The organism is Mycobacterium sp. pUA109, from assembly GCF_041287095.1.
Classification (GTDB): domain Bacteria; phylum Actinomycetota; class Actinomycetes; order Mycobacteriales; family Mycobacteriaceae; genus Mycobacterium.
In genome coordinates this window covers 17,696-30,525 of the sequence record NZ_JBGGKS010000019.1, presented here as the reverse complement: position 1 = coordinate 30,525, position 12,830 = coordinate 17,696, and the positions used below count along the sequence as shown (strand labels likewise).

Annotated in this window: 10 protein-coding genes; 8 read left to right on the top strand and 2 right to left on the bottom strand. The window is 64.3% G+C overall.

The genetic code is table 11. The annotated features are described in order from the left end of the window. Positions 1 to 37: 37 nt before the first annotated feature. Together ACAG26_RS20410 and ACAG26_RS20405 are read left to right on the top strand one after the other, a co-directional pair. Positions 38 to 1,657, top strand: coding sequence for a PEP-utilizing enzyme (locus tag ACAG26_RS20410; protein ID WP_370484888.1), 1,620 nt, complete (start codon positions 38 to 40; stop codon positions 1,655 to 1,657). A gap of 182 nt (positions 1,658 to 1,839) precedes the next feature. Then, a complete protein-coding gene (locus ACAG26_RS20405) occupies positions 1,840 to 2,499 on the top strand; it encodes a TetR/AcrR family transcriptional regulator (RefSeq protein ID WP_370484887.1) in 660 nt (219 codons plus the stop codon). 767 nt (positions 2,500 to 3,266) lie between these two features. Here ACAG26_RS20405 and ACAG26_RS20400 read toward each other — a convergent pair. Continuing rightward, positions 3,267 to 4,883 (bottom strand): phytoene desaturase family protein, encoded by a 1,617-nt coding sequence (locus ACAG26_RS20400; protein WP_370484886.1) that lies wholly within the window; start codon positions 4,881 to 4,883, stop codon positions 3,267 to 3,269. A 69-nt stretch (positions 4,884 to 4,952) separates the two neighbouring features. Between ACAG26_RS20400 and ACAG26_RS20395 the strand changes: the two genes are divergently transcribed. Next, positions 4,953 to 5,630, top strand: coding sequence for a TetR/AcrR family transcriptional regulator (locus tag ACAG26_RS20395; protein ID WP_370484885.1), 678 nt, complete (start codon positions 4,953 to 4,955; stop codon positions 5,628 to 5,630). Between the two features lie 317 nt (positions 5,631 to 5,947). Next, the gene (locus tag ACAG26_RS20390) at positions 5,948 to 6,790 is read left to right on the top strand and encodes a hypothetical protein (RefSeq protein ID WP_370484957.1); all 843 of its coding nucleotides are present in this window, start codon (positions 5,948 to 5,950) and stop codon (positions 6,788 to 6,790) included. Positions 6,791 to 6,798: 8 nt separating this feature from the next. On the opposite strand, the gene ACAG26_RS20385 is transcribed toward ACAG26_RS20390, so the two are convergent. Then, on the bottom strand, positions 6,799 to 7,434 hold the full coding sequence (locus ACAG26_RS20385) for a TetR/AcrR family transcriptional regulator (protein ID WP_370484884.1): 636 nt from the start codon (positions 7,432 to 7,434) through the stop codon (positions 6,799 to 6,801). A 221-nt stretch (positions 7,435 to 7,655) separates the two neighbouring features. Between ACAG26_RS20385 and ACAG26_RS20380 the strand changes: the two genes are divergently transcribed. The 4 genes from ACAG26_RS20380 (at position 7,656) to ACAG26_RS20365 (ending at position 12,822) form a co-directional block, all read left to right on the top strand. Continuing rightward, positions 7,656 to 8,702 (top strand): tyrosine protein kinase, encoded by a 1,047-nt coding sequence (locus tag ACAG26_RS20380; RefSeq protein WP_370484956.1) that lies wholly within the window; start codon positions 7,656 to 7,658, stop codon positions 8,700 to 8,702. 30 nt (positions 8,703 to 8,732) lie between these two features. Then, positions 8,733 to 9,845, top strand: coding sequence for a phosphotransferase family protein (locus ACAG26_RS20375; RefSeq protein ID WP_370484883.1), 1,113 nt, complete (start codon positions 8,733 to 8,735; stop codon positions 9,843 to 9,845). Positions 9,846 to 9,950: 105 nt separating this feature from the next. Beyond that, positions 9,951 to 11,558 (top strand): phytoene desaturase family protein, encoded by a 1,608-nt coding sequence (locus ACAG26_RS20370; protein WP_370484882.1) that lies wholly within the window; start codon positions 9,951 to 9,953, stop codon positions 11,556 to 11,558. 154 nt (positions 11,559 to 11,712) lie between these two features. Beyond that, positions 11,713 to 12,822 (top strand): phosphotransferase family protein, encoded by a 1,110-nt coding sequence (locus tag ACAG26_RS20365; protein ID WP_370484881.1) that lies wholly within the window; start codon positions 11,713 to 11,715, stop codon positions 12,820 to 12,822. Positions 12,823 to 12,830: the final 8 nt, after the last annotated feature.

Sequence of the window (12,830 nt, the reverse complement as noted above, 5' to 3'; positions counted from 1 at the left end):
TGAGCACGATCGAGACCTGCACGGCGGTGGAGAACAGATGAACCCAACTGAGAATTTCGTAGACCCTGTCGACCACGCCAACTGCGACCCGGCGGTGGCGTGGACGTCCGGCAACGTAGCGGAAGCATTCCCCGGGGTGTGTACGCCGCTGGGCTTCAGCTTCATGCACGCCCCGGTCGAGCTCGCCCTGCGCGGCGCCTTCCGCGATATCGGGGTGCTGACCGACGCCCAGCTCGTCGTGCCGGAGCGGGTCGAGGAGCAGTTCTGGTCGGTGTTCGCGGGGCGGGCCGCCGCCAACATGGACCAGTTCCGCACACTGGCCGATCTCACGCCGGGCACGTCGGCGACCGCGGTGGAGAACCAGCTGTTCGGCTACGTCCGCGCCGGCATCGTGGACAACAACAGCTATCGGCGGTACCCGGTAATCGCCCTGCGGGCGCCACTCGTGATAGCCAGGTTGAGCCGGGCTCACGATGCGTACTTCGCGGAGGTGCGGCAGTGGTGGCAGACCGTCGTGCGACGCGTCGCGACCGCCGGCCAGGCGGAGTGTCTGGACATGCTCGAGGTGACCCAGGAACGATTCGGCCACATGATGCGGCTGCATTTCCTGGCCACATTCATCGGCAACGGCCTCGCCGACCGGTTGGCGGCTCTGGTCGTCCAGCATGGCGAGCCGGGGCTGGAGGCCAAGCTGCTCTCCGGTGTGGGGTCCGAGGAGGCCGACGTCGCGGAGGATCTCTGGGAGCTGGCACACGGCGGACTCGACCCGCAGATTTTTGTGGACCGGCACGGCTACCACGGCCCGCAGGAGGGCCAGATCGACAGTGTTTCGTGGCGTGAGAGCTCCCAGCTGCTGGCGTCCCGTCTTGCCGAGTACCGCGCCATGGGACGCGATAGCGCCCGAGCGCCCCAGCAGCGTGCTCGTCAGCGGCGGCAGGAACGGGAGGCCGCCGAACGGTTGGTCAGGGAACGTCTGCCGTGGACATCCCGGGTCCAGCTGCGACCGCTGGTCAAGGCGGCGAGCCGGTTCCTCGCGCTGCGCGAGCAGGGCAAGGCCGGCTACCTGATGATGTTCGACGCTGCCCGGGCGTGCGCCAGACGCCTCGGCGACCTGAAACAGGCCGACGGGCTGCTGGACCGCGCCGACGACGTCTTTTTCGTGACCTACTCTGAGCTGAAAGCGGGGCCGCCGCCCGGTGCCCGGGCGCACATATCGGAGCGCCGGTCCCGGCACGAGCTGCGCCAGAATCAGCGCCTGCCCGAGTCCTGGGTCGGGGTGCCAGAGCCGATCCCGCTGGGCGGCCCCACCGGCAGCGGCGCCGAGGCCGGAACGGTGATCACTGGTGTCGGGGCCTGCAACGGAGTTGTCGAGGGGCGCGCCCGAGTGATCACCGACCCGGACGAGATCGACCTGGACGAGGGCGACATCCTGGTTTGCGAGGCCACCGACCCTAGCTGGATCTCGTTGTTCCTGGTCGCCTCCGGTGTGGTTACCGACCTCGGCGGAATGCTCAGCCACGGCGCCATCGTGGCCAGGGAGATGGGAATCCCGGCCGTGGTGGGCACCCGGACCGGGAGCCGGACCATCGCTGATGGCCAGCACGTGCGGCTGGACGGGGACAACGGCACCGTCGAAGTCCTGGGCGGAGCGGAGTGACGGCCTGTGGGGACCGAGGGGGAGGCCTTCGTAGACTGCCGCACTGTGATCCAGAATCGCGCATTGTCGATGAAGCCCCGATCGCAGCTTGACCCCGGACACCTCACGCTGGTCCGCTGTGCGCTCTGGAACGGTCCCGAGTTCGGTGCCGAGTGCGTCGGGGCGGCAGGAGGCACGACGTCGTGAGCGCCCCGTATCGTCCGAGCGGCATAGCAGCGGGGCTGTCCTCCGATCAGGTGGTCGAGGCGGCGCTCGAGCACATCGAACGCCACGGGTACGAAACCCTCACGATGCGCAAGCTCGCTACTGAGCTGCACGTCTCGCCCATGACGATCTACCGCCATGTGGCGGATAAACGCGCACTATTGAGTCAAGTCGCCGACCATTACTTCGATGAGCTCCGTGTCCCGTCCGTCATGGCTGATTGGCAAGACTATTTGGGCGAATGGTTCGACGCGCTGCACACCTTGATGCTCCGCCGTCCGGTGCTGGCCCACGTCATGGCTGAGCAGCCACTCGACGGGCCCGTGGCCTGGAAAGCCGCCGACCACGTCATCGGGGTTCTCGCCGATCACAGGTTCACGCCGGCAGAAGCCGGGGAACTGTTCACCGCGCTGCTCAGCTACACAATCGGGTTCACCCAGCTGCGTCGCGGACGGTCGGCTGACGACTCTTCGATCCAAGCGGCTGATCGCGATCAATTGCGCGCTGAGTTTCCACATCTGGCCGAAGCAGTTGAGAGCTACGGCAGATGGCTGTCCAGGCCGTCGTTCGCCCACGGGGTGCGGTTGTTGATCGAGGCTTGGACGGCCGAGCGAGGCGCGTCACCGTCGATCCCGTAGTTCTTTGCGGGTGGGTTGCCGAATCTCGCACCGTTTCAAGGGATCGAAGCCCGGCTGACCGGCCCTTCCGGAAGCAATGATCAGAACCTGTGGATGAGTCTCGGCGAGTGGTGTACGAAAGGGCGGTTTCTCACACTTGGCGACGAAGCTAATCACATTGACTTCGTTATGATCTCGATTTCCAGTCCAGACAAACGTCAACCGCCCGTAGTCGACACCCGCCCGAGCCTGGACCCGTAGAATACCTGCATCGGCAAGTCTCGGCCTCCCTGCAACTCTTCAAAGTCAGGATGCCCCAGCGCCCTGGTCTCCAACGAAGGGGAAACTGATGCTTGGAATCGCCCGCTTGTCGACGCCGAAAATCACGCATGACTACGTCACCGACCTGATCCGCCGTCAAGCTACTCATCCGATAACCCACTGATCTTCCAACAGGCCAATCCAGCAGAACTCGGCATCCCACTGGTGACGTGGGTCCACGTTGGCCCCAGTTGGAAGTCGTACATCCAGGATCACTGACGCCACCGACAAGTTGCGGTGGACCGACTCGTCCGCGACATTCCTACCTGGACGAATGGCTTCTACTTTGAACAAAGAGCAACAAATGCCGGGTCACGGCGGTTCGGTGCCAGCGTTCTCCCGGCACGATTCATCAGTCAGAATCCTCACGCCCCCACCGAGATCAGGCTCAGGGGCGTTACCGGGCCACCGTCCCGCTATCCCAGATGGCTCCTCGTATAGGGGTCCTCCGGTCGTCTACGTCCGCCTCAGTGGCCCTTGGCCAGGTCGCGCAGCACGGTTTGAGCGGCGAGTTTTCCGGGCAGCGCGCATACCCCTCCGACTGGATGAGTGCCCGCGCCGCTCAGGTATAGGCCGTCGACGGGAATGCGGTAACCACCAAGCCCCGGTGCAGGTTTGAGAGGCCCGAAGCGGGTGATCAGCGGATCGACGTGGTAGACGTTGCCCGCCGGGGCGTTGAAGCGCTTCTCGATGTCGGGTCCGCCGAGCACGGCGCGGTCGACCTCCAGGCTATCGAGCCCCTCATAGTACTGAGCCGTGTCACGCAGGACGGCGTCACCGACCTTGTCCCGTACGTCCTCCCACGGGACCTCTGGAGTCACCGGGATCACGCCGGACCACAGCCAAAGGTTGCTGGAACCGGCTGGCGCCTGGGTGGGGTCGACCGCAGAGGGAATGATGGCGCAACTGACCGGTACCGGGTCGGGCCATTGGCCACGCACGACTGCGTTCCAGGCGGCGTCTTGTTCCTCCAGGGTGTGCCAGGCGATCAAGTACTTGCGCAGGTCCAGGCCGTCGTTGCGCCACGCTGCGTGGCGGCGCATCGAAACCTCGCCGTTGAGAGCAACATTGATCTTCAGCGACGTGGCGTGGGTCTTGCGGATCGGGATGTCCCTGGCTCGCGCAGACATCTTGAAGTCGAGCACCCCTTCGGGGAGCAGCTCGTTGAGTGTCACCACCGGATTGCAGGTGGTGAGCACACCCTTGCGTGCCCGGATCGTCTGGCCGGAATCGAGGAGTACCCCGGTAACTCGATCGCCGGACATGACGAGTTCGCTCACCCGGCTGTTGGTGTGGACCGTGCCGCCCAGCGCGGTCAGGCAGCGATGCAATGCGGCGGGGAGCGCTCCGGTGCCACCGATCGGCATGGCATTGGAGACCCGTTGCACCACACCGAGGTAGATCATCGCCCAGGCGGTCATGTCGAGGCGCATCTGGGAGAACGCCGCCATCGCAGCCAGCGCGCCCTTGGGCAGTTCTGACTCGAAGGTCTCCTCGAGGAACTCGGTGTGAGACGCGGTGGCGAAGTGCCGCAGCGACCACAGCTGCTTGGGGTGTCGGGCTGCCCGAGCCACGGCACGACCCATCTCCTTATTCCACGGCCGCAATGGATGGGACTTCATGTAGGCGACCACCAGGTCCATCGCGGGGTCGAGCGCGTTGGCCAGGTCGAGCCAGGCCCGAGCGTCCTTCGGGGAGAAGCGACGAAGCTCATCGGCGGTGCGGCTGGCGTCCTTCCAGATCGCCAGCGAGCTGCCGTCGGGTGCTAGCTGGACGTGTGCCGGGTCGACCGAGATTTGGCGCAGGCCGTATTTGTGCAACTCCAGTTCCTCGGCGACACCGGAGAGTCGGAAGATGCCCGTGAGTTGGATTGCGCCTTCGTTGAAGAAATGACCCGGAGCGCTGGGCAGCGTGGCGTTGGTTGATGTCATCCCACCGACGGTGGGGGATGCCTCCACAACGGTTACCTGGTGTCCCTCGCGTGCCAGGTAACAACCCGCCGTCAGACCGTTGTGGCCTGCTCCGACGATTACGAAGTCGGTCTCGCGGGGGAGGGGCGTGACTGCCGGTATCTCAGTATCCATGGGTTGATCATGGCGAAACTCGATTTATAAATCAAGAATAATTTTTGCTTCAGATGCGATACTTCGATCATGAACGCGCCAGCTGCACCGATGGGCCGCCGTGCCCGCCGCAAAGCCGAGGCCAAACGTCGGCTGCTGTCGGCGGCTCGGCAGGCGATCGCCCAATCCGGCATCGTGGGGGTGCGGATCAGCGACGTGACCGCGCTCGCCGATCTGGGCTTTGGCACCTTCTATAGCTATTTCGAGTCCAAGGAAGCCCTCGTCGATGCGGTTGCCGAGGAGGTACTTTCCGGGCTGGGAGCCACGATCGGCGGCGCGGCGTTGGAGTTCGAGGACCCCGCCGAGGCCGCCTCGGCGTCGTATCGCAGATTCCTGCGGTTCGGTCGCGACCAGCCCGAGTTCGCCAAGATCATCGTCGAACTCGACCGCGCCAACGACATGTTCGAAGATGTCGTCAGGCCGTGGGCGCGCGAGACCCTCGAACGCGGCCAGCGGCTGGGGCGTTTCGATATCCCGAACGTCGAACTGTGCTTGACCTCCGTCGCGGCCTCGGCCCTCGCGGTGATCAGCGGGATCCTCAGCGGCCACATCGCGGCGGGGCCCGATACCGAATCGAGCGGAGCCGAGATGATGTTGCGGGCGTTCGGTGTCGACCGGGCCGCCGCCCACCGAATCGCATACCGGGAACTGCCGGCTCTGGGGTCGATGGGTTCCGACGGACCGGCCGGTGAGCCACGCGGCAACTGACCTTCGCGCGAGTGGTCTGTCCGCGGTGTCGACTCGGCGACTTGCCGGCGTTCCGCGCACTGCGCGACGTGTGTCGAAGCCTCAGATCCCGCGCGAAGCCCGGCGAGATCCATCGTGGATGAATAAAGATTCAATATTGATGTTTTGCTCATACCGCTGTACCGTCAGTGCGCAGCCAGGCCGAGAGCCATCGGCCATGAGGTGCCTACCGCCGTCGAGGGGGCGCGCGGAATCAACGTCGGATGTGAGGATCGACCGTGACATCTTCGGTGAGCGTGCTGGCCGCAACGCCAATTCCCGAACACCCGGGGACCCCGATGCCGTTCTGGCCGGAAATCCTCTTCACGGTGTTCCTGGGCATACCCGTGGTTTTCGGTGTTTTCTTCGCGATCCGGCACCTCATCATCGGACGGGGGCCGTTGCTGGCCTACTGCATCATTGGCGGCGGGATCGCATGCCTGTTCGAACCGATTGTCGACCTCTTGGGCATGGCCTACATGCGTGAGCATGCAACACTGACGACGTTCTCCTCGATGGGCCGAGACTTCCCGCTCTTCATTAACTTCGTCTACATCTGGTACGTCGGCGGGTTGGCGTATCTCGCATATCGCATCTACTCCACCGGGGTCACTCGAAAAGGTCTGTTCGCGCTCTACGTGATCGACGTGTTCATCAATATCTGGCTGGAGAGTCCCGGTGTGTTGATGGGCGCCTACGAGTATTACGGGCATCAGCCGCTGAACTTCTGGGGACTGCCGCTGTGGTGGGTGTGCGTCAATCCGGTCATGCCGATGACAGCGGGCGCGTTGATCTACCGGCTGGCTCCGCACCTGCCCGGGTGGAGGTTGGCCCTGATCATTGCATTCATCCCGATGGCGGACGGTATCGCCAACGGTGCGACTGCATGGCCGATGTGGACGTCGCTGAACCTCGATGCCCCGGTGGGGGTCGCATACCTGGCATGGCTGGTCACTCTCGGATTGGCACTGACCTCGGTGTGGATCCTGTCGTTCGCGGTGACTCGCCCCGATGATGAGGTGTTCATCAAATCGAAGGTCGGCTTGCTCAAGGCCGCGATTTTCGGGACCCCTGGCGAGACCGCCGCGGATGCGTCGGCCGGTCGGCACGCCGACGGCATAGCGGTGCCAGCCGCCGGTTGACGGCGCGGTTAGGTCGCCGCTGACCCCGCGGTCCTCGTCACGATCGCGGAGGCCTCGTCGGGGCGCACCCCGAGGGACGCGAGCACATAGCAGGCGAACGCCTCCGCGGCTTCGGGTTGGTGGCGTCCATCGAGGATCTCGCGAATCAGCGCGAACGCACCGCCGATCACCGCCGTCAACAGGACCTCGACATCGGGGACGCTGAATCGGCCGGTGGCGATCCCGCGTTCTACCGCCATCCGGGCATACGGGTGTACGGCCTGCCCGAACAACGCTTCGGAGTGCGCGATATTGACGATCAATCGAGCGAGATCCGGCTCCCGGCGGGCCAATCCGATGACGCGCACATTGGCCATCGCCACGATCTCGGCGGGATCGGTATCGTCACTGGTCTCGGTGATGGTCGCCGACGCCAGATCGGAGAGGGTCTCGGTGATGATGGCCTCGACCAGCTCGTCCTTGGACGGAAAGTAGTTGTAGAACGATCCGAGTGCGACGTCGGCGAGTTCGGTGATTTCCTGCACGCGCAGACCGGAGACACCCTTGGCCGCAATCAGGCTGCGTCCCGCGTCGAGCAGTTGGCGCCGGGTCCGCAGTTGCTGGCGCTGGGTGCGCGTCACGGTGTCCTGTTTCTTGGGGGACATAGCGGTAATTATCGTAGATGAACCGATGTTCAGTATTGATACTCTGCTCACATTCGGCTACGCTTAATGACGGTTAGATTTGTGATCTGGCTGACAGATCCGGTCTGGGGGCTCACCGCAGATCATCTCCCCACGGCTCATCAGGGCCGTTGTGGCGGAGCCTGCGGGGGGCGGTCGGATCTGGCGCGCCCGTCGATGTGACGTTGAGAGGATTTTGCGATATGGCATTTCGTACGCACCCGGGTGACACCGATATGGTGCTGCCTCTGCCGAAACCCGGTGAGCGTTGGGATCCGCACCTGATCCACACGCACTATTTCGGCTTCTCCGTGCCCGAGGCGGCCATCGGGGCATTCCTCTACGTGCGCTACCAGCCGGCGTATCCGCTCTCTCAGGGTGGGGTGTGCATCTTCCAAGGCACCGACAATGTCGAGTACACCGATATGGCGTTCATCGACTACGAACTCACCATGCCCTGGCCGACCGTCGACGGCAACACGATTACGACCGACAACGGGCTATCGATCGAGTTCCTCGAGCCTGGACGTACGGCACGTCTGCGCTATGCCGCCGGTGACGGACGGATGTCGTTTGACCTGCTGGCCGACGCGGTGACCCCGTTGTTTGCCCGTGGCCACGTCATGCCGGGCGAGGAAGATCATCACGATGCATCCCGGGAGTCCGGCGGCACCGAGCAATTCATGCATGTCACCGGACAATTGCTGCTCGACGGGACGAACTACGACGTCGACTGCTATGCACCGCGCGACCGATCGTGGCGCCAGGTGCGCGTGGAGAAACGCGGCGCGGTGCCGGTGCCGCCGGTCGGATGGTCGCCGATGTACTTCGGCGAGGACCTGATCTTCAACCAGATCAGCTTCGAACCGCTCGACACCGACCCCGCCTGGGCGGGCCTCTACCAGGTCGGCGACAGGCCCTCGCACCACTTCGCCTGGGTCCAACGTGGGCAGGAATCACGCGAAGTCGTGTCGGTGCGACGCAACGTCCTCGAATACCACCCACGTATCCACATGGCGACCCGCCAGGAGATCACGGCCGAGGACGACCACGGCGACACGTATCGGTTCCGTGGCGAAGCGATCGCTGCGGCGTCGCTACCGGCTTGGCCCAACGCATCTTTCCACGACAGCCTCTACCGCTGGGAAGACGAGCAAGGTCGCGTCGCGCACGCCACCTATCAGGAGATCTGGTTCGACGACTACCAACGGGCCATGGTGCGCCGCAGTGCGCAGACCGCGCGAACGTAACCGGCAGCCCGCAACCCACGGAGGATCCCTATGGCACTGCAGAATTCGATCGATACCGACGCCGCCGCAGAACGGCTGGCCATATGGTTGACCACGCAATGGCCGGGTGTGCAGAACATGAAGGTGCAGGACCTGACCGTCCCCGCCTCGGCGGGCCTGTCTAATGAGACGGTGCTGTTCAACGCCGCATGGCAGCGCGACGGTCAGTCAGATTCCAGGGCGATGGTCGCCCGGGTGCAGCCCGCCGGCGAGGGTGTGTTCCCGACCTACGACCTCAAAAAGGAGGCGAAGGTCCTCGGCGCACTCGGCGCCAACGGGACCGTGCCGGTGCCGGAGATCTACTCCTACGCCGAGGACCGCTCGGTATTCGGCGCACCGTTCATGGTGATGGAGCGCGTTGACGGACGGATCCCCTCCGATGACCCGCCGTTCACCGCCGGCGGATGGGTGCTCGATCTTGAGGCGTCGCAACGAACCAAAATGTGGCAGAGCACCATTGAGGTGCTCGCCAGTATCCACGGCACCGACTGGAAGGGCCTAGGCTTAGATTTCCTCGATACCCCGGATTACGGCAGCGGGCTCGACGCCCAGCTTGCGTACTGGGCTGAATTCTTCAACTGGGCCGCCGCGGGCGAACCGAACCCCACCATCGAACATGCGCTCACCTGGCTGGTCGACCACAAACCCACCGACACCGAAGACAAGGTCCTCAACTGGGGTGACGCACGAGTCGGCAACGTCATCTACGGTGAGGACCTCGCTCCGGTTGCCGTGCTGGACTGGGAGATGGTCACTCTTGCCCCCAGGGAACTCGACTTGGGCTGGTGGTTCTTCCTGGAACGTCACCACACCGAGGGCATCGGGTTACCGACGCCCCCGGGCATCCCTGACCGCGCCACCACCGTCGCTCGGTACGAGGAACTGACCGGCTACCGGGTGCAAAACCTCGAATACTACGAGATATTCGCGGGAGCGAGGCTGTCCATCATCATGGTTCGCGCTGCTCACATGATGATCGCCGCCGGCCTGCTCCCGCCGGACGCGCCGATGGCGCTGAGCAACCCGGCTAGCCAGCTGCTGGCCAAGTTGCTGGGCCTGCCCGCACCCACCGGGACGACCACCTCGTTTATCGGAAATCGCTAGATTCCGTGGAGTATGCCTCGCTGGGCAGGGCAGGAAGCCTTTGCGGTCGAGAGTGATTCGCACGTGTACCTGAACCACTCTCGCCCTCAGAAATAAGGAATTCGCATGAACAGCAAGATATCCCGCGATGTCATTGTCATCGGTGCGGGCCACAATGGGTTGACGGCCGCGGCGTACTTGGCCAAGGCCGGCCGGAAGGTGACGGTGCTGGAGGCCTCGCCGGTCATCGGCGGGATGTTGGGATCGAATTCCATCATCCCCGGCGCGCCGAATCATATCCACAACGAGGGCGGTATCCAGGCGTCGCTGTTCCGGGCGTCGTCGATCACCAAGGACCTCAACCTGGACCGCTACGGGTTGGTGCAGCTACCGGCAGACCCGTATCACGTGCACCTTGAACCCGAAGGTGCATCATTGGCATTCTGGCAGGACCCGCGATGCACCGCCGAAGAGATCCGTCATTTCTCGCCCCGCGATGCCCGCGCATTCCTCAAATTCGCCACCATGTTGGATGCGGCGATGGACATCGGGCTTCCACTGCTGCTGGGCCACCCCACCCGTCCGGCCGCGCGCGCGGTGAGCGCAGCCGTCACCCAGATCGCCAAGCACCGGCGCGAACTCGCGCCCCTCACACGGTTCTTTGTCAGCGGTCACCAGGAAATCATCGAAGAATGGTTCGATCATCCGCTTCTTCGAGCCGCTTTAGCGGCGATGCCGCCGTTCTGCTGGATGACCCAGGATGGGACCGGCTGGGCCCTGATCTACCTCGGTATCTGCCACCGCATCATGAACGCCAGATTCCAAGGCGGGTCGGTGGCCTTGCCCAGGGCGCTGGCCGCGTGTCTGAAGGACCACGGCGGTGACGTGCGACTGTCCGCTCGGGTGGAGGAACTGATCGTCACAGGCGGTGCGGTTACCGGGGTGCGGCTACGCGATGGCGAGGAGCTCTCGGCGGGGTACGTGATGGCCGCGTGCAGCCCCGTCGTGACGCTGAACAGACTGCTACCCGAGGGGACCCTGTCGGAGGATCTGGAGCGGCGCGCCTCGGTCATCCCGACAACCAACACCGGAGCAGGCAACCTCAAGGTCGATTTTGCCTTCTCGGGTCGCATCGAGATGACCAAGCACAACAGGTGGCGTAAGGATGGCCTGGACCTACGTCAACCCGTGGTGAGTTGGCACACCTACGACGAACACCTGCAGGGATGGAACGACTCGGTGGCACGACGCTGGCCCGCCAAGATTCCATTCATCTCGATCGTCCCGACAGCTATCGACCCCACACAGGCCCCCGACGGGCAGGACACGTGCTGGATCTGGTCGGGGATTGTCCCGTCGCGTCCAGACGTACCGTGGTCCGAGGTTCGCGAAGACATCGGCGAACAGGTGGTCAACGAATGCGCGCAGTACTACGACAACTTTCGGGACGCCGAGATCGGTCGACGGGTGTTCCTGGCGCCCGATCTTGCTGAGCGTTTCAATGTGCCCGGCGGCAACGTCTACCATGTCGATCCGTTCCTGCTGCGCTTCGGGCCGGCACGGCCGGCGATCGGATTATCCAAATATGAGACTCCGGTACCGGGCCTGTACTTGACCGGCGCGGGCACTCACCCGACGGGCGGTATCAGCGGAATTCCGGGACAACAGGCCGCCTTGCGGCTGCTTCGCAGGTCGCAAGACCCCGCAAGGCTCCGGCTCGCGCGGCGCTCATGACTCGAACGGCGCATGGCGGCGGGAACGGTCGTCTGGGTGGAGGGGCCGCGCTGGTCCTCGGCTCCTGGCTGTCGATAGCAGCCGGGGTGCAGCTCAACGCACCAGGGATTCCTAGCGAACTGACACTCGGATATGACGTTCAAGGAGGGTTTGGATGGCGCTGAAGAACAATTTGGACGCGGAGACGGTGGCCGCAAAACTGGCGGGTGCATTGACCCGCCACCTCGACGGCGTATCCGACGCCCGCGTGCATGGGGTGGAATTCCCCAGCACGAACGGCATGTCGAACGAAACACTGCTCTTCGAGGCGAGCTGGACGGCAGCAGACGGGCCGCAGCGTGAGTGCCTCGTCGCTCGGGTGCAGCCGGCCGGACCCGCGGTGTTCCCCCGATATGACCTGGGGCTGGAGTTCACGGTGATGAGCGCCCTGGCACGCGGCACGGATGTGGCCGTGCCGAGGATGTTCTTCCATGAGCCGGATCCGGATGTGTTGGGGGCGCCGTTCCTGGTGATGGCCCGGGTCGAAGGCCGGGTGCCCTCGGATGACCCACCGTTCACCACCACCGGGTGGGTGCTGGATCTGACGCCGGGTGAACAACAGGAGCTGCACCGCAACGGCTTGCGGGCGATGGGGCTCATCCATGCCGTCCACCTTGACCAGGTGGGGTTGGGGCAGTTGTGTGACCATCGGGAATCTGGGGTGGATGGCCAATTATCGTTCTGGCGGCACACTTTCGGATGGGCGTCGGAAGGCCAACCCAACCCGGTGGTCGAAGCAGCGCTGGACTGGGCCGAGGGCAACCGTCCGAACGATACCGGTGCCCCCGTGCTCAACTGGGGTGACGCGCGGATCGGCAACATGCTGTTTGCCGGCGACCTGACGGTGGCTGCCGTGCTGGACTGGGAGATGGTGTCGGTGGGTCCGCGTGAACTGGACCTGGGTTGGTGGCTGTTCATGCTCCGCTACTACTCGGAAGGCCTGGGTGCGCCCCGGCTGCCAGGATTTCCGACCCGCGACGAGGTGATCGCCGAGTATGAAAACATCGCCGGTGTGCAAGTCCGAAACCTGCACTATTACGAAGTTCTCGCGGCTCTGCGGCTGTCGATCCTGATGCACCGTGCAGGGAACCTGATGATCTCCGCGGGCCAGCTTCCTCCGGATGCCCCGATGCGGTTGAGCAATCCGGCGAGTCATCTGCTGGCGCGGCTCCTGGATTTGCCGGCACCGACCGGTGAAGCGCAGAGCTTTGTGGGGAATCGATGAGCGCAGCG

What these genes read in the sequence shown, in the direction of transcription:
- ACAG26_RS20370 (WP_370484882.1), top strand. Translation starts at nt 9,951, where the DNA reads ATGAACAGCAAGATATCCCGCGATGTCATTGTCATCGGTGCGGGCCAC.
- ACAG26_RS20385 (WP_370484884.1), bottom strand. Translation starts at nt 7,434, where the DNA reads ATGTCCCCCAAGAAACAGGACACCGTGACGCGCACCCAGCGCCAGCAA.
- ACAG26_RS20395 (WP_370484885.1), top strand. Translation starts at nt 4,953, where the DNA reads ATGAACGCGCCAGCTGCACCGATGGGCCGCCGTGCCCGCCGCAAAGCC.
- ACAG26_RS20365 (WP_370484881.1), top strand. Translation starts at nt 11,713, where the DNA reads ATGGCGCTGAAGAACAATTTGGACGCGGAGACGGTGGCCGCAAAACTG.
- ACAG26_RS20375 (WP_370484883.1), top strand. Translation starts at nt 8,733, where the DNA reads ATGGCACTGCAGAATTCGATCGATACCGACGCCGCCGCAGAACGGCTG.
- ACAG26_RS20410 (WP_370484888.1), top strand. Translation starts at nt 38, where the DNA reads ATGAACCCAACTGAGAATTTCGTAGACCCTGTCGACCACGCCAACTGC.
- ACAG26_RS20380 (WP_370484956.1), top strand. Translation starts at nt 7,656, where the DNA reads ATGGCATTTCGTACGCACCCGGGTGACACCGATATGGTGCTGCCTCTG.
- ACAG26_RS20400 (WP_370484886.1), bottom strand. Translation starts at nt 4,883, where the DNA reads ATGGATACTGAGATACCGGCAGTCACGCCCCTCCCCCGCGAGACCGAC.
- ACAG26_RS20390 (WP_370484957.1), top strand. Translation starts at nt 5,948, where the DNA reads ATGCCGTTCTGGCCGGAAATCCTCTTCACGGTGTTCCTGGGCATACCC.